The sequence below is a fragment of the Alteromonas sp. V450 genome, assembly GCF_001885075.1.
Taxonomy (GTDB): Bacteria; Pseudomonadota; Gammaproteobacteria; order Enterobacterales; family Alteromonadaceae; genus Alteromonas.
Window position 1 is genome coordinate 1,864,591 of the sequence record NZ_MODU01000004.1, and the last position, 20,396, is coordinate 1,884,986.

Below are 20,396 nucleotides of genomic sequence, written 5' to 3' on the forward strand. Positions count from 1 at the left end.
CTATGAACAGAATACAAACAACATGAACTCCACTATGCCAAAAACTCAATCACGTTCTGAAACTAATGTCGTGTGTATAGGCGCTTCTGCTGGCGGCTTAGAGGCAATAGAAACATTTTTTAAAAATTGTCCTAATGACTTTGGCGCAAGCTATGTTGTTATTCAGCATCTGTCATCCAGTTATAAAAGTATGATGGACGATTTAATCAATCGTTATACGAGCATGCCAATCAAGATGATTAAGTCAGGGATGCATGTTGAGTCAGATACGGTGTATTTGATAGAAGCGGGCACGACAATCGCCCTCAGTAATAATGTGTTCGTTGTTGAACAAAAGAATGATGGCTCCCTGACATTGCCCATAGATATTTTTCTCCAATCTCTCCAGCAAAATGAGTTAAACAAGGTCATAGCTATTGTTTTATCTGGTACTGGTTCTGATGGTTCTAGAGGGGCATTGTCGGTCAACGCAATGGGGGGATTTGTTATTGCACAAGAGCCAAGTGAAGCTGGCTTTGATGGCATGCCTAATAGCGTTATGAGTACTGGGGTTGTTGACCATGTTTTATCCGCCAAGGACATGCCCAACATGATAGCGCGTTATTTAACGATGGGTGTTAAGCCAGTCGCAAAAGCGCCTAAAGTAGCTCAAGGCGAAGATCTCAGTGCCCCTGCTCAGTTAAAACGAATACTCGACAAACTAAATGACGAGTACGGTATTAACTTTAATTTATATAAAGAAGCAACGGTTGAACGTCGTGTAGAGAGGCGCATGCAGGTGAAGCACATACCTGACTTTCATGCCTATGCAAACTTTATTGAATCAGATCCCGTCGAGCCGATGGCGCTTAGAAGCGAATTGTTGATCCCCGTCACCAACTTCTTTAGAGATGAGGCCGCATTTTCTCATTTAAAGTCAATGGTCATCGATAAACTGGTTGAAAGTAGCTCTGGTTCAGATGAATTAAGAATATGGGTGGCCGGGTGCTCGACGGGGGAAGAAGCTTATAGTATTGCAATGCTATTTGATGAATCGATACATTCGCACAACAAAAATTGTAGCTTTAAAGTATTTGCAACTGACGTGAACCCTGATGTTATTAATACGGCTTCGCAAGGGATCTATCCAGACGCAATCCTAACTGAAGTGCCGCAGAATTACATTGACGAGTATTTTTCCAAAGATGGAAATCAGCTCAATGTAAAAAGTAAAATTCGAGATAAAGTGGTGTTTGCAGTACATAACTTACTCACTGACGCCCCGTTTACCAAAATGGACTTGGTGAGTTGTCGTAATACGCTTATTTACTTTAAAAGCGAAGCTCAACTTGAGGCCATGCAACGCCTGCAACACGCCGTAAAAGAAGGTCGATATTTGTTCTTGGGTAAAAGCGAGAGCTTGGTAACCAATATCGAAAATTTCAAATTACTGGACCGAAAAAACAAGCTGTTTTCATGCATTCGACGCTCAACGAATCTTTTTAATAATTTAAACTTTTCTGTTAGCAGGCATGGCTCAGTGCCAGTCTCATCCTCAACCGTTAAGCCAATGCAGGTTAATAAAGCACAATATGATGCTGAAAGGTTAATTAAGCGAGAATTCACCCCACTTTCCATCCTTGTAAACAACAGTTTTGAAGTCATTCATGTTTATGGTGAAGACACTGGCTTATTACAAATAAAGCCGGGCGCATTAAACAATCATATAGGCAACCTTTTGCCTGAAAAGCTCTCACCTGTGGCGTTAGCGTTAATTTATCGCCTGAATAAAGAGGATGGCAAGGTAAGCTCAGACATTGTTCAAGTCAATGAAAACAATCAAGAGCCACGATTCGTAAAACTAATAGGCTGGGCAATTAAGCAGGATGATTTGCCTGCTTACTATGCTATTTCGCTTTTAGAAAAAGAGCAGTTACTGACGTCTGAGGGAGGCGAGCCAGTTGATGTGAATCAGGTAAATACTGATCGCATTAACCAACTCGAAATTGAGTTACACGCCACAAGAGAAAGCTTGCAAAGTACCATTGAAGAGCTTGAAACTACCAATGAAGAGCTGCAATCAACTAATGAAGAGCTAATGGCTTCTAACGAAGAGCTGCAAAGCTCTAATGAAGAGTTACAGTCAGTTAATGAAGAACTAAACACGGTAAATGCCGAGTATCACGAAAAAATGAGTGAACTCAATCAAATTAACGCCGACTTAGATGTCATGTCGAGTTCCACAGGCTTTGCCAGTGTGTTTGTAGACGCTGACGTCTGTGTGACACGCTTTACGCCAGATGCTCAATCCATCTTTAGAATAAGGGAGCAAGACCACGGCCGCCCACTTGATGAAATTGTACACAACCTTATCTACCCAGAACTGTTTGAAGATATTGCTCGAGTTATTGCGACCGGGAAAACCAAAGAGCGTGAAATTAAGGCTGAAACCGGAAGCGCTTATATTGCGAAACTAATGAGCTACGAAGTGCCGTCCCAAAATCAATATGGGGCGGTTATTTCATTTATTGAGACTAAAGGCTTTGGTTCTTTTCAGGCTGTTATGAACTCTGTGCCACAACATATTGCTGTGCTGGATAAACACGGTGAAATTATGTTGGTGAACCGAGCTTGGCAGCGTTTCGCTAACCTAAATGCCACTGGGAATGAAGCCGAGTTGTTGGGGGTAGGTATTAATTATTTGGACGTGTGTAAAGGCGCTGACGATGACATGGTTAAAAAAGGAGTAGAAAGCGTATTATCAGGGCAGGCCTTGAACTTCTCTCATAAATACCCATGCCATTCGCCAACAGAAAAACGATGGTTTGTGATGACCGTTGAACCTATTCTACATGAAGAATACAAAGCAGTAGTGACACACACGAATGTGACCAAGTGGGAACAGTAGTTAATGCGTAGCCGAATTGATGATTTAAAGGCCCAGTTAAATAGGGAAGTTGCACGCGTAGATGAGGCGCTAGCAAACAGTCATACTGGCGCAGAAGAGAAAATCCAACAATTGATGGAGTCTCTACATGTCTATCAAACAGAATTGGAAATGCAAAATGTTGCGTTGTCGGAAAGTAATAACGACAACCAAGTGTTACGTCAGTATTACTCTTCGTTGTTTGCATTATCGCCTTTGCCAAGCTTTGTGGTAGATACGCGTTTAAATATTCTGGAAAGCAACCAAGCTGCAAAAGAGTTATTTAAGCTCAGTAAATATAAACTGTTAAATCAAGTCGCCTTCACGAGTATATTTGACACGCAGACAAGCCAGACCATTTTTCAACGTGTAAATAGCACAAAAAAAGAAATGGTTGGCGAGAGTCTTGAAGTCAATATTGAATTAATAGACGGCCACCGTACTTACCGAGGCTACATTAAAAAGCTGTTAAACCCTGTTAGCGCACAGGACACTTGTTTACTTATTTTGCACGACATAACCAGTGACAAGCAGCTTTTAAAGCAGCAAAGTTTATTTACCAAGTTGTTAGACAACGCAAAAGAAATGTTGATGGTCACCAATGTGGATGGCGAAGTAATAAGTTGCTCCGAACACCTGCTCGACTTCTTTGCGTTAACAACGTCTGAAAATCTAATTGAGCACCTACCTAAAGCACTGGCTAACCCTATCGTTAGCTATTTAGGACAAGAGTTACTGTCGAAACGAAGCTGGAAAAACACGATTGAAGTTGTTGACTCAAATGGCGTGTCCAACCGATACCTTTACCTTAGATGCTTCCCTATTTTGGAAGATGGGAAGGCTACAGGTGCTGGCTTTATTTTGTATGACGACACACAACGAATAATCCAAGAGCAAGAGCTAAGCCTAGCCATAAGAGTGTTTAATGAGGGCACACAGGCAATCATGATCACCGATGCCCAACAAAATATTATTCAAGTGAATTTGGCATTTGAGGAGATAACCGGATACGTCACCGAGGAAGTCATTGGTGAAAAACCAAGTATTTTAAAATCGGATAGGCAAGATAAAGCGTTTTACCGGATGTTTTGGAAGTCAATACAAGAGTATGGCACTTGGGAAGGTGAAATATGGAACAAACGAAAAGACGGCGAGGTCTACGCGCAATGGTTAAGCGTGACCAGTTATCCTAAATATGCTCCCAAACCAACCAATTACATAGCAGTGTTTAGGGATATAACCGACCAAAAACAAAAAGAAAAAGAGATATACGATTTAGCTCATTACGACCCGTTAACTCATTGTGGAAATCGCAGAAAGCTCAAAATAGTTGTAGACGGCTTACTAAATCAGAAAAACACCAAAAACTTTAGTGTTTTTTTGTTTGACCTTGACCTATTTAAAGTGACCAACGACGTGCATGGGCACGAGGTTGGAGACTTATTACTTCAAGCATTGGTGGAGCGAATTAAGCATGTTATTCGGGACGACGACCAATTGTTCCGCATTGGTGGCGACGAGTTTTTGCTCTTATTTGATGGCCTGCCAGAATGGCACCTTTGGGATAAAGCCAATGAGCTTATCAATGCGTCAAAAGCCCCGTTTTATATCAAGAACAAAGAAATAAATACGGCAATCTCGATTGGTATTGCTAAATATCCGGACGATGGCCATTCATTCAATTTATTATTAAAACATGCAGACGCGGCTCTCTACTCTGCCAAAGATAACGGACGAAAGACGTTTGAGTTCTTTGACCCGTCTATTTTAAACAGACTCACACGAGAGGAGTTAATAGAGAGGCACTTAAGGAGCGCAATAAGCAAAGGCGAACTGACAGTCGCGTACATGCCAATTGTTTGCTACCAAACTGAGTGTGTTGAAAGCGTTGAACTATTGCTAAGATGGAATAATAAAGAGTTGGGAGTTGTAGGCCCAGATGAATTTATCCCCGTCGCTGAGAAAATAGGAATAATCCACGAATTAACCGAACACGTTTTTTCAAAGGCAGCAGAACTGATCCAAGTTACGAAGATACATAAGTTGTCTCTTAACAATGTATCACTGAACCTTTCGAGCTTAGACTTTAAAGACCCTTCGTTTTTGATGGGGTGCATCGGTAAATTAAGCAAGGTGGTTTACAAACATTTAACCTTGGAAATCACAGAGTCAATCTTGTTGAAAGACACCGACGAGAATATCGCCACGATTCAGGAGATAAGGGAAAAAGGGATAAAGGTTTCAATAGACGATTTTGGCACGGGCTATTCTTCATTAGGTTATTTATCCAATTTCTCCGTAGACGAGATAAAAATAGATAAGTCGTTCGTTGATGGCATTTTGACCCATAAAAAAAATCAAAGACTTTGCAAAGCCATCATTGGCCTAATCAAAGCGTTAGATTGCCACAGTGTTGCTGAAGGGGTGGAATCAAAAGAACAAGCTGATTGGCTAAAATCTCAGGGATGTAATTTGGGGCAAGGTTACTTTCATAGTAAACCCATTGATTTAGATGAATTACAAGAGCTGTTGAAAGGACAACCTAAAGGGCCTTAGCTTTCATCATAAGTGCAACTCGTTTATGTCCAAAAACGCGTTTAAACCAACGACTGCTTTACGCACATAGGTGCCATTAAACTGTGAATTAGCGAACTGCTAGTCACTCCCAGCCTCTCAGAAACGCTTGCCACCGAATAACCTTGATCGGTAACTTGTTTAACGGCTTGTATCTTAAATTCTTCTGTAAATCGCTGAGACATCTTTTCTCCTTAGTACACATAATTATAAAGCAATTAAGTGTCTAGAGAAGTCTGGTCGATTCAAACTTTGCATACAAGCCCCCATCGATATATATTGAAGTATAGCGACGCCTGTTCTCACATCCCGAGCGCGTAGTGTTGAGCTGATTTTTAAGTGCTATATCTTCATTCCACTTCAGTTCTGGAGAAATGACTTCGTTCCAGTCTTTTTCTAGAAACTTTTGAAGAGGGCTATTAGAAACTCGCCCTCAACTTTCCCTGAACACAAGAAGCCGCATTCCAGCTTTGGACTGGAAACGACAATTGATTAATACAAACGTTTTTTATGAATAATAAATATTCTAGTTTAACGAAAAAAGTTTACTCGTTATCGTTTCATCAGTTTTCCAATCACGCCCCAATAAGATACTGGCATCAACCGTTCGATAAACGACAAAATTTTTGCATCGAGCCCTATGAGCAAACGGGACTTATCATTTTCAATAGCTTTAATAATCACACTCGCCGCTTTTTGAGGTGGAAACTTAAGAAATGCGTTCATCAATCTGCGCTGGCGAAATATTTCAGCGTCACTAGCACTTGCAGGTGCTTTAGCATTATCAGCAATCGACGTGGCAATGCCCCCTGGATGCACGACTAAGACGGTTACATTTGTATCTCTCAATTCATATCTAAGGGCATTACTAAAACCGCGAATGGCGAACTTACTAGCACTATATGCAGCCTGCCCAGGTGGAGAAATTAGCCCGAAAAGACTTGAAATATTGACTATTTTTGTGGGACTACCGACTTTGCGCATAGTCGGTAATATGGCGCGAATAAGCGAAACTGGAGCGTCAAAGTTAATTTTCATTAGCCAGTTAAAATCTGTTTCGCTAACTTGTTCAAAACTACCTCCAAGTGCTACTCCTGCGTTATTTATCAGCAAATCGATAGAATTGTGTTTTATGAGAATTTCATGTGGCAGCGATTTCACATCTTCGGCTATAGACAGATCACAAATATGCAAGGTTACACTCTGACTGTGAGATGGTAAGCACGATACTGTTTCTTTCAATCCACCCTCATCGCGATCGACGAGCGCTAAGTTGCACCCCGATGCACATAGCTGGATAGCTAATGCTCTACCAATTCCACTTGCGGCACCCGTTAATACTACGACACTTCCTTTAAGCTTCATGTTTATGCCCCGTGTGTAATTTTATATGGCCTAATATACTGTCGGCTATTCGATGAGACTGTATCGTATCTATTTGGTGACGTAGGCCACGTAACACTTGGTGCTTTGCTCCAGAAATAGCATTTGCTGTTGCAACACCGCCACTTGGGTGCACCATGCGATCAACATCACCGTGAATGACCAATGTGGGGGCTGACACTTTGTTGAGTAATCGAGTGCGATCACCTGATTTCATAATGGCGCCAATTTGGCGAAATACAGCTTTTGAATCACTTTTAGAACCGTTTCGATGCCACGCAAGCTTTGCATATTGCTGCCATTGACTTATCGCCCCTTCTGCATTGATATCGCCTATGTGAGTCATCATGGCGCGATAATTTATAATCGCGTCACTTTCACTTTTCGGTGCCTTCGCTCTGGCAATTCGCCATAACGTAGAGTAAGAGGGTTGGCCTACTTTTCTACTTCCAGTAGTTGAAAATATAGAGGTCATTGAATCAACAACATCTGGGTAAATGCTTGCCAGTGTTTGCGCAATCATTCCTCCCATCGACATACCAACTACATGTGCACTGTTGATGTTTAGCCCTTCCAAAAGCTGCGCAGTGTCTTCTGCCATACGCTCTAGCCCATATGCTCCATTTGGCGCTTTTCCTCGTAACTGTTGGAGCAAACTGGGGTGAGGAGTGGTGCTTCGAACTGAACGTCCCGCATCACGGTTATCAAAGCAAATCACTCGGTAACCGCTAGTCACCAACCGCTCTATTAAGGCGCTTGGCCAGTACACTAATTGCAGCCCAAGGCCCGCAATAAGCAAAATTGTACCTTGTGTGTCGTTACCATGTTCCGCGTAGCAAAACGTATCCCCATTCTTTAGCGTAATAAATTGTTCCTGGTGTAAGGCTAGGCTCATAGTGCCACCTCGGCAGTATTTTTTGTCTCAAGGCTCTTCTCAAACACCAAAGCAGGATCGTCCACCTTACCTTTACGAAATATCTTTACATCCTCTGCATAGTTCCAAGACATAGACCAAGGGAAATGGGTCCCCTGACGCGGTAACTGCTCGATTGAACGTTGAATATATCCTGCACCGAAATTTAACAGCGGCTGTGTTTCCATTTTTGGGTCTGCAATAGGCGTACATTGTGAATAATCGTGCTGCTTCATATGATTCAATAACCGCGTAAAATGCTCACACAGAAGACCTATTTTTAAAGTCCAAGAAGAGGATGTGTACCCTACTGCAATAGCAAAGTTAGGCACGCCACTTAGTAACATCCCTTTGTATGTAACACACTGAGGAAGCGATACTGCCTTTCCATCTATTTTCGGAACGAGCCCCCCTAGTGGCAGCAGATTAAGTCCCGTAGCAGTAACTATTATATCTGTATCAATATGCTCACCAGATTCAAGTTGAATACCTGTTTCTGTGAAGTTTTTAATATTGTCTGTTACTACCGATGCACTACCATTTGATAACGCTTTGAACAGGTCTCCTCCTGGTACTGCGCAGAGTCTCTGCTCCCATGGGTTATAAGGGGGGTTGAAGTGCGTATCAACCGGAAATCCTTCAGGCAGCATTTTAGCATTCAAATCACGTATAATTTTTCGAGCGCGATTGGGAAACCGTTGGCAAAAAGCATATACCCAACGCTGCTTCGCAATATTAAATCGCCGAGCAGCTTTGAAAGCTAAATTATCGCCGACTAGAGGTCTTAAATGCTTCGCTATAGGGTCTTGTGTTGGAACGGGCAATACGTACGAGGGCGTTCGTTGCAGCATGGTTACGTGAGAAGCCGCTTTTGCCATTGAAGGTACTAATGTGACAGCAGTAGCGCCACTTCCTATTACAACTACGCGCTTACCTTCATACTCTAAGTTTTCGGGCCATTGCTGGGGATGTATGATGTCACCTGAAAAACTCGACTGTCCGTTAAACTCAGGTGTATACCCTTTGTCATAACGATAATAACCCGATGCATTAAAAACCCATCTGGCTGCGACTTTTTCAGTATGCCCTGTTTCTTCTGAGCGTAAGGTCACTAACCAATACTGCTTATCACTTTGCCAATTTAGCTCAACAACTCGTGTTAAAAAGCGTATTTTTTCTCTGATGCCATTCTCATTTGCTGTTTGCTCGATGTATGCCTTGATGGAGCTACCGTCAGCAATAGCTTTCTTTTCTTTCCAAGGCTTGAAGTCGTACCCAAACGTGAACAAGTCTGAATCTGAACGAATACCAGGGTATTTGAATAGATCCCAGGTCCCTCCCAGATCTGCACGAGCTTCGATGATGGAGTAGGTCAAGTCCGAGCACTTACTTTGCAAGTGGTAAGCGCAGCCGATACCTGAAATACCTGCTCCGACAATCAATACATCTAAAAATGGCACTGTGTTTTGCATGCAAACCTCAAAGTGATAACAAGCGTTTTCACTTTAATATATGTTGTTGCAACCGAGCCGTCAATGCATAATATGCTGACTATGAAAAATAATTCTTTAACATCCGAAGCATCAACAGAGCGCACGTATTCGGGCATCTCAATGTCCGAGAGAATTGTGCTGCGCCGCCAGCGATTTATTGAAGCAGGTATTTTACTGTTTGGCACTGTGGGATTTCAGTCTACAACTATGCGTATGCTGACGGCACAAACAGAGTTAACAAACCGTTATTTCTATGAATCGTTCTCGAACTTAGAAGATTTGCTCGTAGCCTGCTACGAGAAACTGATGGATGATTTTCGTCATCAATTAAAAGAGGTGCTTGAAAAAGCAAGAGAAAATAGCGAGCCGTCGCAGCGCATTCGCCCGGGGTTAGAATGCTTTTATCGATCCATGTCTGACCCAAAGTTTGCCCGAATCACGCACGCCGAAGTATTAGGCGTAAGTGAACGCGTTGACCGGCTTTATAGTCGTTGCTCAGCAGATTTTGCCGCTTTGATGATGTCTTATTTAACTTCGTCTTTACCTGCCAAAAAACAACTATCTGATACGCAAATGCAGTTTGTTGGTGCGGCGCTAACAGGCAGCTTAATTAATAGTGCAATGGTATGGGTAAACAGCCAATATCAAGCCGATATCGACGATGTTATTGATACGTCGCTTGCTATTTTTATAGGCACAGTTAACCAGTTGCAGTTAAATTAAAGCGCTCCGCTGCCTACAGCCATTTCTTATATCGCAGGATCGAAAGAGGAATGCGCCCTCTCTCGCTCTTGGTTTTCCGTTAGGTCGAAACCCGTTTCAGCGAAATCTTCAGCGCTAATGTTATGCAAGTTCTCCGTGCATACTTCACCGCCCAAAGATTGAATAACCTTGCACATCTCTTCCACTTTGGTGTCCATTTGGTGCATGTGTTCAAGCATGATGCCCATAGCATTGGCTACCGGGTCAGGGTTATCTGGCGCTACGGCGTAGGCATCAAACCCATATTTTTGCGCAATTTTGTCTCTTTGCGGGTTAACGGTAGCACTTGCATCTTGTTGCTTGGAAATAATAACGCGGCCAGGAATTCCAACCGCGGTAGCACCGTCAGGAATGTCCTTTACCACGACCGAATTAGACCCTACTTTGGCATTTTCACCAATAACAATAGGCCCCAACACTTTGGCGCCAGCGCCGACAACTGCACCATTTTTGAGGGTTGGATGGCGCTTACCCGCTTTCCAGCTAGTACCGCCAAGCGTAACGCCGTGGTAAAGGGTGACATCATCGCCAATTTCTGCGGTTTCACCAATGACCACACCCATACCGTGGTCGATAAATACCCGCCGTCCTAACGTGGCACCAGGATGAATTTCAATCCCCGTAAGCCAACGACTAAACGTTGATAAGGTACGTGCCAACCATTTCCATTCAGCCTTCCATAGTTTGTGACTAATGCGATGCAGCCATACTGCGTGAAGACCTGGATAGTTAGTCAATACTTCAAAGGTGTTTCTGGCCGCTGGGTCGCGATGAAAGACACCTTGAATATCATCTTTTATACGGGCGAACATAGTGTTTACTCTTTTTCTTCTATCGCTGGTGCAGGGTCTGCATCGCCTGAATTAGCATTCTTCACCGATTTATCGATAGACGCCAATATACCGCGTAATATATTAAGCTCTTGAGACTCAGGGCGTGCTCGGTTAAACAAGCGGCGCAGCTTAGTCATAACCACACCTGGGTGGCTTTTACGAATGAACGAGGTGCCTTCCAGCGTGGTTTCCAAATGGGTATAAAAACGCTCTAAATCGTCATTTAGCGGGTATTCTTCTTCAACGCTTGGATAAGTTTCGCGATTTAAATACGCCATGCGAATTTCATAACACAGTGTTTGAACTGCAGCCGCTAGGTTAAGCGAGCTATATTCAGGGTTAGCTGGAATGCACATATGGAAGTGACATTGCTGCAATTCTTCGTTAGTTAAACCACTGTTCTCACGCCCAAACACCAAGGCGACCGGGTACTTTTCTACTTCTTGGACCAGCTTTTCGCCACAGTCGCGCGGGCCTAACATAGGCCATGAATGCGTGCGAGAGCGTGCAGATGTCCCTACTACCAAGCCACAGTCTTTAACTGCCTCTTCCAGCGTGCTTACAATTTTCGCGTTAGCAAGCACATCACCAGCCCCTGCCGCCAATGCACTGGCTTGGCCGTCTGGCTCATTTACTGGGTCGACAAGATATAAGCTGCTCAGCCCCATGGTTTTCATAGCTCTTGCTGTCGAGCCGATGTTTCCCGTGTGAGACGTGTTAACTAAAATAATGCGAATATTCTCGAGCATGCGTGTAATACCTACGTACTTATTTGGATAGCGTCTTTAATTCGATAATTCGCGATCTTGGCGCACTATCTTATAGACTTTAATAGTGTGAAGTTTAACACAGCGGCAGTATAGATGGCTATTCACGCTATTGTGCTGGGATTTCATTTGCATCGTGCATATATTCTGGTAGACTCCGCCCGTTTTCGTAAACAACTAGCTATTTTTTATACAGCTGGTTTGTTTCATTGGTCTTTTACAATTGGTGGTTTATCTATGCATCCTATGCTGAATATTGCGGTGCGCGCTGCGCGTGCGGCTGGAACAGTTATTGTTCGTGGTTTTGAAAAACATAATGAAGTAGCGACAGAGGCAAAAGGCTTGAACGACTTCGTTACTCAAGTTGATAAAGAAGCAGAACAAGCAATTATTGCCAAAATTCAGCAGTCTTACCCGAACCATTGCTTCCTTGGCGAAGAATCGGGTGAAGTTTTGGGCACAGAAACTGAATATCAGTGGATCATCGATCCATTAGATGGCACCACTAACTTTGTAAAAGGCATTCCTCACTTTGCCGTTTCAATTGCACTTCTTCACAAAGGTCGCTTAGATCAAGCGGTTGTTTTCGACCCAATTCGCAGCGAACTATTCACCGCGAGCCGTGGTCAAGGCGCGCAGCTTAACGGTTATCGTATTCGTGCTTCTAAGCCTCGTGACCTTTCTGAAACCATTATTGCTACTGGCTTACCGTTTAAGAACAAATCTCAATTTGGCGAATATGCGCTAAGCCTTAACAAAATTTTCCACGAAGTGGGCGACATTCGCCGCGCAGGTAGTGCAGCGCTAGACCTTGCTTACGTTGCAGCTGGTCGTCACGACGGTTACTGGGAGCGCGGCATTAAATCTTGGGATATCGCAGCGGGTGAACTGATTGTTCGTGAAGCCGGCGGTTTGGTAACAGATTTTAAAGGCGGAAACGACCCACTTCACAAAGGCGAAATTGTTGCTGGCAGCGTGAAAGTTGTTCAAGGCCTAGTTAAACATCTTAAGTAAGAAGTACCTTAAGTAAGCTCAACACCTTACATAGCTGAACACGTAGAGCCCTAAGGAAATTATTGAAGGAAGGCGCTATTTAATGGCGCCTTTTTTGTAGCCATGTGGCATAAAAAAACCGCATCATAGATGCGGTTTTTTGTACGTTTCAAGGGTGTAAAACTAAGGCATAGGATCTAAATCTGCGCCTTCCTTTTCCACTTGCGGCGGCATTAGGTCTTCTTTACTAATACCCAATGCAAGTGCTACTGAACTCGCAATATAAACTGACGAGTAAGTACCTACTACCACACCAAATAACAATGCAGTAGCAAATCCGTGGATAAGCGCACCACCCTTGTAGAATAGCGCAACTAATACCAACACCGTGGTTAATGAGGTGATGATTGTACGGTTTAGGGTTTGCGTTAGCGAGATGTTGATAATCTCAACAGGCTCACCTTTACGAATTTTGCGGAAGTTCTCACGAATACGGTCAGATACAACGATGGTATCGTTAAGTGAATAACCAATTACCGCTAGTACCGCAGCTAGTACCGTTAGGTCGAACTCAATTTGAAGTACCGAGAATAGACCCAGCGTGAGGATAACATCGTGCATTAGCGCCGATACTGACCCCAATGCGAATCGCCATTCAAATCGCATCGCTACATAAACTAGAATACACAAAAGTGCCACTAGCATCGCTAGGCCGCCCTGCTCTGTTAACTCTTCACCTACGTTAGGACCTACGAACTCGATACGACGCATATCAACCGAAGTACCGTCAGCACGCAGGGCAGCCAGCACCTGCTCGCCAATAGTCACGGCTTTAACGCCATCACGAGGAGCAATACGGATAAGTACGTCTTGGCTACTTCCAAAGTTTTGCACGATAGCATCTTCGAAGTTCGACTCATTAAGCTGAACCCGAATAGCTTCTAAATTTGCCGCATCTTCGTAGCCAACTTCAATTAGCGTACCGCCGGTGAAGTCTAGCCCCCAGTTAAGGCTATTAACGCCTAACGACACGAACGAACCTAAAATGAGTACCGTTGATAGCACCATCGCAGGAATGCGAAGGCGCATAAAATTGACGGTATCGGAAAGTTTTAATAATTGCATGTTACGTCCTTAAATCGCCAATTTTTCTACGCGTCGGCCACCCCAAACGGCATTAACAATAACGCGCGTAACAAGGATTGCGGTAAACATAGACGTTGCTATACCAATCATTAGGGTAATCGAGAAGCCTTTGATTGGGCCAGTGCCCACGGCAAACAAGATCAGACCTGCAATGAAGGTGGTAATGTTAGCGTCTAGAATGGTAGAAAATGCACTGTCGTAGCCTTGGTGAATAGCCTGTTGAGGGCTACGACCGTCGCGAAGCTCTTCTCGAATACGCTCAAAAATAAGCACGTTTGCATCAACCGCCATACCAACAGTAAGCACGATACCTGCCATACCCGGAAGCGTTAGGGTTGCTCCAGGGATCATCGACATAATACCTACAATCATGACCAAGTTTGTAACAAGCGCGATGTTCGCAACCACACCAAACGCTTTGTAATAAATCAGCATGAAAACAAGCACGGCTGCCAGACCATACATTATCGCCTGCATACCTAATTCAATATTTTCTTTACCTAAACTTGGTCCAACCGTACGCTCTTCAACAATTTGAATTGGCGCTATCAGTGCACCTGCGCGAAGTAGCAACGCTAAGTCACGGGCTTCTTTCGGTGAATCAAGACCTGTGATTTGGAACTTGCTACCCAGTTGCGCACGAATAGTCGCAACCGAGATCACTTGCTCGTGTTTTTCAAACACTAGCTTGCCTTCTTTGTTACGTTCTCCAGTCGACTTGTATTCGATAAACACCGTAGCCATTGGTTTACCAATGTTGCCACGGGTTGAGCGAGACATCTTATTACCGCCTTCAGAATCAAGCGAGATGTTTACGTTTGGAAGCCCATACTCATCAACACCGCTATTCGCATCAATAATATGGCTACCAGTAAGCATAATACGCTTTTCAAGTAGCTGAGGAATGCCTTGCTGATCTTCAATCACTTGAGAGCCAGGAGGAACGCGGCCGTTCAATGCATCACGAATGTCGTTCTTCTGATCTACCATGCGAAATTCTAGTGTTGCCGTGGCGTTAAGAATTTCTTTGGCCCGGGCGGTGTCTTGAATACCTGGAAGCTGCACAACAATGCGATCAGCACCTTGCTTTTGTACAAGCGGCTCCGCCACACCAAGTTGGTTTACACGGTTTCGAATGATGGTAATGTTTTGCTTAACTGCGTTGTCGCGAATTTCTTGCAGCTTGCTTTCAGCAAATACAGCGCGAAGCGTTAAATCGTCGATTTGATTAAACGTGAGATCGCGGCTTTGGTTTCTCAGAAAAAACTCGGCTTTGTCTAACGCATCTTCATCACGAAACGTAATATCAACATGGTCGTCTACTTGTTTAACACCGCGGTAACGGATCCCTTCTTCGCGTAACGATGTACGGAAACCACTTTCAGCGTCTTCCAATGACTTGGCGATAACTTCGGTCATATCTACTTCCATCAGGAAGTGAACACCACCACGAAGATCAAGGCCTAGCTTCATTGGCGCGCCGCCCAAGCCCTCGAGCCATTCTGGCGTATCAGGCGCAAGGTTCATTGCAACAAAGTATTCATCGCCTAATGCCTGCTCTAAGCTTTCACGGGCAATTAACTGGGTATCTGAGTCAGAAACACGAACAAGAATTTGTTCATTTTCGAACTCGACGCGTTTTACGGGTATGTTTTTTTCTGCCAACACAGCGTTAACTTGTTCAACAGTGTTCTCGGTAACAACTGCGTCACGGCCTGCTAAGATTTGTACGGCGTGGTCTTCACCGTAAATGTTAGGAAGCGCATAAAGTGCACACACTGCAACCACAATGAGTGCACTCAGTACTTTCCAAATAGAGTTTTTGTTTAGCACTGGATAATCCTTTCGTGCCAGTACCGGGAAGCATCCCGGCCCCGGCTATTGTTACTTACAGTGACTTCATGGTGCCTTTAGGCAGCACAGCAGTTACTGAAGACTTCTGAACAACGATGTTGTTTGATTCGTTAAGTGCAACTTCAATGAAGTCTTTTTCTTCTGACACCTTGGTAATTTTTCCTACCAAGCCACCTTGTGTTAATACTTCATCACCTTTGCTAAGAGACGACACCAGGTTTTTATGCTCTTTTACGCGCTTTGCCTGTGGACGGTAAAGTAAAAAGTAAAATATTAGACCGAATACTGCCAACATGATCAGCATTTCCATGCCGCCACCTTGTTGAGCACCACCAGCAGATTGCGCATAAGCATTAGAAATAAATAAGCTCATAAAATTCCTTAGATTTTATCGTTGTTATAGTGCCGGAACCGGCAACCCTTTTTGTTCATAAAACTCTTGTACAAACTCATCAAGCGTTCCCGCGTCAATCGCATCGCGAAGGCCTTGCATAACACGCTGATAATAGCGAAGGTTATGGATGGTATTTAAACGCGCACCCAAGATTTCGTTACATTTGTCCAAATGATGTAGATAAGAGCGAGAATAATTTTTGCAAGTGTAGCAATCACAATTCTCGTCAAGTGGAGAGGTGTCGTTCCTGTGTTTCGCATTACGAATTTTTATAACACCTTCTGTCACAAACAGGTGACCATTTCGCGCATTACGCGTAGGCATTACACAGTCAAACATATCGATACCGCGACGCACAGACTCAACCAAATCTTCAGGTTTGCCTACGCCCATAAGATAGCGTGGTTTGTCTTCCGGAATTTTTGGTGCGGTATGATCGATAATGCGGATCATATCTTCTTTTGGCTCGCCTACCGACAGACCGCCAATGGCGTAGCCGTCAAAACCAATAGCTTCAAGACCAGCAAGCGAGACATCTCGCAGCCCTTCGTACATACCGCCTTGAATAATACCGAACAGTGCTGCTGGGTTGTCGCCGTGGGCATCTTTGCTACGCTTAGCCCAACGCAACGACATTTCCATTGAAACGCGCGCTTCTTGCTCAGTAGCAGGGTAAGGCGTGCACTCATCAAAAATCATCACAATGTCAGAGCCTAGGTCGCGCTGAACTTCCATTGATTTTTCGGGCGTCAATAGAATTTTTTCGCCGTTTATCGGCGAACGGAATGTTACACCCTCTTCGGTAATTTTGCGCAAATCACCCAAGCTAAATACCTGGAAGCCGCCTGAATCAGTGAGGATCGGCTTATCCCAATTCATAAAATCATGAAGGTCACCATGCTGGCGGATAATGCCAGTGCCCGGACGAAGCATAAGGTGAAAGGTGTTTCCAAGACAGATGTGTGCACCGCTGTCTTTCAATTCTTCAGGGGTCATTCCCTTCACGGTACCGTAAGTACCTACCGGCATGAACGCTGGCGTTTCAACAACACCACGTTCAAACACCAAACGACCGCGTCGCGCTCGGCCTTCGGTTTTTAACAACTCAAATTGCATGTTAAAGCATTCCCAATTTGGTGCGCTTTTGCGCTGGGTATAAAAATTAATTGGCGGCGATTATACCAGTAATTCAGTTGAGATCATGCCCCGTATCTATGTTTATCTGTAACTAAACCAAAAGAACTTGAAAATTACCGATTTATACGCGGATGACCTCAGGCTTGTGTTCTCAGGCACGCTCAATAAACATAGAATCACCGTAGCTGAAGAATCGATATTCTTTTTCTATCGCTTCTTGATACGCCTTCATAACATTGTCCTTACCCGCAAACGCGCTAATTAGCATCATTAATGTGGATTCTGGAAGATGAAAATTGGTAAACATCGCGTCTACTACTTTGAATTCAAAGCCTGGATAAATAAAGATTTCAGTGTCTTCGTTAAAAGCCGCAATAATGTCTTCATCACCGCGTTCTGCACTGGCCTTAGCGGCCGACTCTAACGAGCGTACCGATGTTGTACCCACTGCAATAACGCGCTTACCGTTGGCTTTTGTAGCAAGGACAGCGTCAACAACGTCTTGCGGTACTTCTGCGAACTCTGCGTGCATCTTGTGCTCTTGAATGTTGTCTACGCGCACAGGTTGAAATGTACCCGCCCCTACATGCAACGTTACAAACGCCAAATTCACACCTTTGTCTTTCAGTGCAGCTAGTATGGCATCGTCAAAGTGAAGCCCTGCGGTAGGTGCAGCAACCGCACCTGGCTTTTGGTTGTAAACAGTTTGATAGCGCTCCTTATCTGAGTTTTCATCCGGGCGGTCAATATAAGGTGGCAGCGGCATGTGTCCATGAGCTTCAAGTAGCGTTAACACCGTTTCATCGTGTTCGAACTGCAAAATGAATAGCGCATCGTCTCGCCCTGTTACCGTAACGTTTACTTTTTCTTCAAGAATAAGTTTAGTTCCTGGTTTGGGGGCCTTGCTTGCGCGCACATGGGCCAGCGCCGTATTGTCAGAAATAATACGCTCAATGAGCACTTCCACTTGTCCGCCTGTTTCTTTTTTTCCAAGTAAGCGGGCGGGAATAACCCGCGTATTGTTGAACACCAACAGGTCGCCTGGCGCTACAAACTTCAGCATCTCAGCAAACATGGTGTGCGCGACACTGCCAGTCTTACCGTCTAAGTGTAATAAACGGCTCGCTGTACGTTGTTGAGTGGGGTATTTGGCAATTAATTTTTCGGGTAGCTCAAAGCTAAAATCTGATAGTTTCATAAATACTGTTAAGTTATGGCACTAAAGTTAGACAAAAGTACTATATTAAGTTTCGTTTAAGTTACTACTAAAGACTAAAAAATATTGAATTAATCTATTAACCCGCTCTTCAAAAAAGCATAAATAAAATTAAATATCAACAACTTAAAAACAAACGTATTGTTTCAAATAACTTTATATTGAACACCATACGTGCAATTTCAATAATTGCGTAGCAGTGAAAACCTTAAACGGTTAAGATACACCCAGATAGTGATGATGTTCTCCCATAAACATTCCTTATCATTCATACCCAGCTTTGCTGGGTATTTTTTTATCTGCGCATTTTCTCTGCTCGCATAAAACCGCTTGTTACGGAAAGCCAAAGAAATAACACTTTCATTTGGGCAATAGTTTACGCCTTTTAGGATTGAAGATCAGTTAAGATTTCTTCCAAAAGCGCAGCATCTACTGGGCGCGCTTTCAATACGAACAAAATCTGTAAAAGTAAATCGGCGCCCATAATACCTTTATTCACTTTATTTCTAAGATTATCCGCACTCTGCTCCACGCCAACCTCTTGCAGCCTTTGGCTTAGCGCTTGGTATTTTACGCCGCGAACAGACATTTCCGACTTCACAACTCGTGCTACCGTTTGCCGCCACGCATTTTTAGCACTCTGCGTATTTCCTGTGTCCACATAGCCTCCCAAAACCACACAAATGTGATATATATTTTACAAAAACACACTTTTTTACACTTATAGCATGCATTTAATGTTGACGATTATGGCACAACAGGTCTACACTGCAAGTCAAGATATTGGCGAAGACGGAAATTGTCGTTAAAGTAAGGGTGTTTGCTTCTACAACTCTGTGATTGTTTTAGAAACACGATTGTTCTAGCAACCTTTGCACGACATTCATTTGCACAATTATCGCTTTAATAACTAAAGGAGAAAGATATGAGCTGGGAACTGAAAAGCATCGAAGCTTTGTTTAAAGAGCACGATGACTTTGTGGCAACACGTGAGGAGAACTGTTTGCTTATTGCTAACCAAGACGGCATTGATGCATGGCTTGCCATCAGCGGAGAACAAATCATTGTAGAAAGCCTTTTGTTTGCAGCGTCAGAAGTTAAAGATAAGCCAGCGCTAGACCACGAAATATTGTCTACTCATATGGTATTTCCTCTAACCACCGTTGGCATATCAAATGTAGGTGGTGAAGAGTATTACACTGCGTTTGGCGCACTAAGTGCCCAGTCAAAAGCCGAAAGTATTGTTATTGAAGTAGAAACCCTGTTTCAGAATGTTGCATCTTTTCTAGATGCTTACGAAACACACCTTAACTAAAATTTACTTCTAAGGAGAAGCGAATGTCTGTGTGGAAAAAACTAGTAACAGCAGTGAAAGGTGGTGCAACCGAAGCTGCGCAGTCTGTAGTAGACAGTCAAGCAATCAGAATTCTGGAGCAAGAGATCAGAGAAGCAAAAGAAGAATTGCGTAAATCAGACCATGCTCGCACGCAAATACTGGCGAAATGTAAACTTTCGCAACAGAAAGTGGAAAGCTTCAATTCGTCAATTGCTGAATACGAGGCCCATGCCCGAAAAGCAATAGATTCAGATCGTCAATTAGCACTAGACTGTGCCCAAAAAGTATCTGAACTTAAGGAAGAACGCGACCAAGAGCAAACTTATCTTGACCAGTTCCAACAGTCTGAGAAACAGCTTGCGCAAAATATTCAGCAAGCCAAAGCAAACCTGCGCCGCTTAGAACAGCAAGTTGATATGGTTAAAGCGACGGAAAGTGTTCAAAAAGCTCAGGTTGCAGTTTCATCTCGCCACATGGGTGCAAACAGTAAAATGAAAACAGCGACCGAGTCTCTGTCACGCATTCAAGAGAAGCAGAAAATGCGTAACGCTGAGCTACAAGCAGCTGAAGAGTTAGCGAGTAACGAGTCGAGCAGCGACCTTGAGAAGCGCCTTGCAGAAGCAGGCATTAAAGGAGGTAAAACTTCTGCTGATGATGAGCTTGCTCGGATCTTAGGCAACTAAAATTAAT

Annotated in this window: 17 protein-coding genes and 1 pseudogene; 6 read left to right on the forward strand and 12 right to left on the reverse strand. The window is 43.7% G+C overall.

The genetic code is table 11. The annotated features are described in order from the left end of the window. Positions 1 to 34 precede the first annotated feature (34 nt). Both BK026_RS08185 and BK026_RS08190 read left to right on the forward strand, forming a co-directional pair. The gene (locus BK026_RS08185) at positions 35 to 2,887 is read left to right on the forward strand and encodes a CheR family methyltransferase (protein WP_071815424.1); all 2,853 of its coding nucleotides are present in this window, start codon (positions 35 to 37) and stop codon (positions 2,885 to 2,887) included. Between the two features lie 3 nt (positions 2,888 to 2,890). Further along, on the forward strand, positions 2,891 to 5,461 hold the full coding sequence (locus BK026_RS08190; RefSeq protein ID WP_071815425.1) for a bifunctional diguanylate cyclase/phosphodiesterase: 2,571 nt from the start codon (positions 2,891 to 2,893) through the stop codon (positions 5,459 to 5,461). Between the two features lie 89 nt (positions 5,462 to 5,550). On the opposite strand, the pseudogene BK026_RS08195 reads toward BK026_RS08190, so the two are convergent. From BK026_RS08195 to BK026_RS08210, 4 genes and pseudogenes are all read right to left on the reverse strand, one after another. After that, positions 5,551 to 5,664 (reverse strand): annotated as a pseudogene (locus tag BK026_RS08195) (transposase); the annotation flags it as partial. A 367-nt stretch (positions 5,665 to 6,031) separates the two neighbouring features. Then, positions 6,032 to 6,844, reverse strand: a complete 813-nt coding sequence (locus BK026_RS08200; protein WP_071815426.1) for an SDR family oxidoreductase — start codon at positions 6,842 to 6,844, stop codon at positions 6,032 to 6,034. Next, the gene (locus tag BK026_RS08205) at positions 6,834 to 7,757 is read right to left on the reverse strand and encodes an alpha/beta fold hydrolase (RefSeq protein ID WP_071815427.1); all 924 of its coding nucleotides are present in this window, start codon (positions 7,755 to 7,757) and stop codon (positions 6,834 to 6,836) included. Before BK026_RS08205 ends, BK026_RS08200 begins: the two co-directional genes overlap by 11 nt. After that, complete coding sequence (locus BK026_RS08210) at positions 7,754 to 9,247, reverse strand: NAD(P)/FAD-dependent oxidoreductase (protein ID WP_071815428.1); 1,494 nt, start codon at positions 9,245 to 9,247, stop codon at positions 7,754 to 7,756. Before BK026_RS08210 ends, BK026_RS08205 begins: the two co-directional genes overlap by 4 nt. Before the next feature lie 141 nt (positions 9,248 to 9,388). Between BK026_RS08210 and BK026_RS08215 the strand changes: the two genes are divergently transcribed. Next, positions 9,389 to 9,991, forward strand: a complete 603-nt coding sequence (locus tag BK026_RS08215) for a TetR/AcrR family transcriptional regulator (protein WP_177247893.1) — start codon at positions 9,389 to 9,391, stop codon at positions 9,989 to 9,991. A 26-nt stretch (positions 9,992 to 10,017) separates the two neighbouring features. Here BK026_RS08215 and cysE read toward each other — a convergent pair whose 3' ends face one another. Beyond that, positions 10,018 to 10,842, reverse strand: coding sequence for a serine O-acetyltransferase (cysE, locus tag BK026_RS08220; RefSeq protein ID WP_071815430.1), 825 nt, complete (start codon positions 10,840 to 10,842; stop codon positions 10,018 to 10,020). 5 nt (positions 10,843 to 10,847) lie between these two features. Next, positions 10,848 to 11,612 (reverse strand): tRNA (cytosine(32)/uridine(32)-2'-O)-methyltransferase TrmJ, encoded by a 765-nt coding sequence (gene trmJ / locus BK026_RS08225; RefSeq protein ID WP_014950182.1) that lies wholly within the window; start codon positions 11,610 to 11,612, stop codon positions 10,848 to 10,850. A 255-nt stretch (positions 11,613 to 11,867) separates the two neighbouring features. On the opposite strand from trmJ, the gene suhB reads away from it, so the two are divergent. Continuing rightward, positions 11,868 to 12,644 (forward strand): inositol-1-monophosphatase, encoded by a 777-nt coding sequence (gene suhB / locus BK026_RS08230; protein WP_071817556.1) that lies wholly within the window; start codon positions 11,868 to 11,870, stop codon positions 12,642 to 12,644. A gap of 162 nt (positions 12,645 to 12,806) precedes the next feature. Here suhB and secF read toward each other — a convergent pair whose 3' ends face one another. From secF to BK026_RS08260, 6 genes are all read right to left on the reverse strand, one after another. After that, entirely contained in the window at positions 12,807 to 13,748 is a 942-nt protein-coding gene (gene secF / locus BK026_RS08235; protein WP_071815431.1) for a protein translocase subunit SecF, read from the reverse strand. A gap of 9 nt (positions 13,749 to 13,757) precedes the next feature. Beyond that, positions 13,758 to 15,602, reverse strand: coding sequence for a protein translocase subunit SecD (gene secD / locus BK026_RS08240; protein WP_071815432.1), 1,845 nt, complete (start codon positions 15,600 to 15,602; stop codon positions 13,758 to 13,760). Positions 15,603 to 15,657: 55 nt separating this feature from the next. After that, positions 15,658 to 15,996 carry a preprotein translocase subunit YajC gene (yajC, locus tag BK026_RS08245; RefSeq protein ID WP_071815433.1) on the reverse strand — a complete coding sequence of 113 codons (339 nt, stop codon included), beginning with the start codon at positions 15,994 to 15,996 and terminating at the stop codon, positions 15,658 to 15,660. 24 nt (positions 15,997 to 16,020) lie between these two features. Continuing rightward, complete coding sequence (gene tgt / locus BK026_RS08250) at positions 16,021 to 17,133, reverse strand: tRNA guanosine(34) transglycosylase Tgt (protein WP_071815434.1); 1,113 nt, start codon at positions 17,131 to 17,133, stop codon at positions 16,021 to 16,023. A 172-nt stretch (positions 17,134 to 17,305) separates the two neighbouring features. After that, positions 17,306 to 18,352, reverse strand: a complete 1,047-nt coding sequence (queA, locus tag BK026_RS08255; protein WP_071815435.1) for a tRNA preQ1(34) S-adenosylmethionine ribosyltransferase-isomerase QueA — start codon at positions 18,350 to 18,352, stop codon at positions 17,306 to 17,308. A gap of 403 nt (positions 18,353 to 18,755) precedes the next feature. Continuing rightward, positions 18,756 to 19,031 carry a DUF6471 domain-containing protein gene (locus BK026_RS08260; protein ID WP_071817557.1) on the reverse strand — a complete coding sequence of 92 codons (276 nt, stop codon included), beginning with the start codon at positions 19,029 to 19,031 and terminating at the stop codon, positions 18,756 to 18,758. Between the two features lie 264 nt (positions 19,032 to 19,295). Between BK026_RS08260 and BK026_RS08265 the strand changes: the two genes are divergently transcribed. Both BK026_RS08265 and BK026_RS08270 read left to right on the forward strand, forming a co-directional pair. Further along, on the forward strand, positions 19,296 to 19,685 hold the full coding sequence (locus tag BK026_RS08265; RefSeq protein ID WP_071815436.1) for a DUF2170 family protein: 390 nt from the start codon (positions 19,296 to 19,298) through the stop codon (positions 19,683 to 19,685). Positions 19,686 to 19,708: 23 nt separating this feature from the next. Further along, positions 19,709 to 20,389, forward strand: a complete 681-nt coding sequence (locus tag BK026_RS08270) for a PspA/IM30 family protein (RefSeq protein WP_071815437.1) — start codon at positions 19,709 to 19,711, stop codon at positions 20,387 to 20,389. Positions 20,390 to 20,396: the final 7 nt, after the last annotated feature.

Excerpts from the sequence above, each read along its gene's own strand:
- BK026_RS08270 (WP_071815437.1), top strand. The coding sequence starts at position 19,709 with ATGTCTGTGTGGAAAAAACTAGTAACAGCAGTGAAAGGTGGTGCAACC.
- trmJ (WP_014950182.1), bottom strand. The coding sequence starts at position 11,612 with ATGCTCGAGAATATTCGCATTATTTTAGTTAACACGTCTCACACGGGA.
- tgt (WP_071815434.1), bottom strand. The coding sequence starts at position 17,133 with ATGCAATTTGAGTTGTTAAAAACCGAAGGCCGAGCGCGACGCGGTCGT.
- BK026_RS08205 (WP_071815427.1), bottom strand. The coding sequence starts at position 7,757 with ATGAGCCTAGCCTTACACCAGGAACAATTTATTACGCTAAAGAATGGG.
- BK026_RS08215 (WP_177247893.1), top strand. The coding sequence starts at position 9,389 with ATGTCCGAGAGAATTGTGCTGCGCCGCCAGCGATTTATTGAAGCAGGT.
- BK026_RS08190 (WP_071815425.1), top strand. The coding sequence starts at position 2,891 with ATGCGTAGCCGAATTGATGATTTAAAGGCCCAGTTAAATAGGGAAGTT.
- queA (WP_071815435.1), bottom strand. The coding sequence starts at position 18,352 with ATGAAACTATCAGATTTTAGCTTTGAGCTACCCGAAAAATTAATTGCC.
- BK026_RS08210 (WP_071815428.1), bottom strand. The coding sequence starts at position 9,247 with ATGCAAAACACAGTGCCATTTTTAGATGTATTGATTGTCGGAGCAGGT.
- suhB (WP_071817556.1), top strand. The coding sequence starts at position 11,868 with ATGCATCCTATGCTGAATATTGCGGTGCGCGCTGCGCGTGCGGCTGGA.
- BK026_RS08265 (WP_071815436.1), top strand. The coding sequence starts at position 19,296 with ATGAGCTGGGAACTGAAAAGCATCGAAGCTTTGTTTAAAGAGCACGAT.
- cysE (WP_071815430.1), bottom strand. The coding sequence starts at position 10,842 with ATGTTCGCCCGTATAAAAGATGATATTCAAGGTGTCTTTCATCGCGAC.
- yajC (WP_071815433.1), bottom strand. The coding sequence starts at position 15,996 with ATGAGCTTATTTATTTCTAATGCTTATGCGCAATCTGCTGGTGGTGCT.
- BK026_RS08200 (WP_071815426.1), bottom strand. The coding sequence starts at position 6,844 with ATGAAGCTTAAAGGAAGTGTCGTAGTATTAACGGGTGCCGCAAGTGGA.
- secF (WP_071815431.1), bottom strand. The coding sequence starts at position 13,748 with ATGCAATTATTAAAACTTTCCGATACCGTCAATTTTATGCGCCTTCGC.
- BK026_RS08185 (WP_071815424.1), top strand. The coding sequence starts at position 35 with ATGCCAAAAACTCAATCACGTTCTGAAACTAATGTCGTGTGTATAGGC.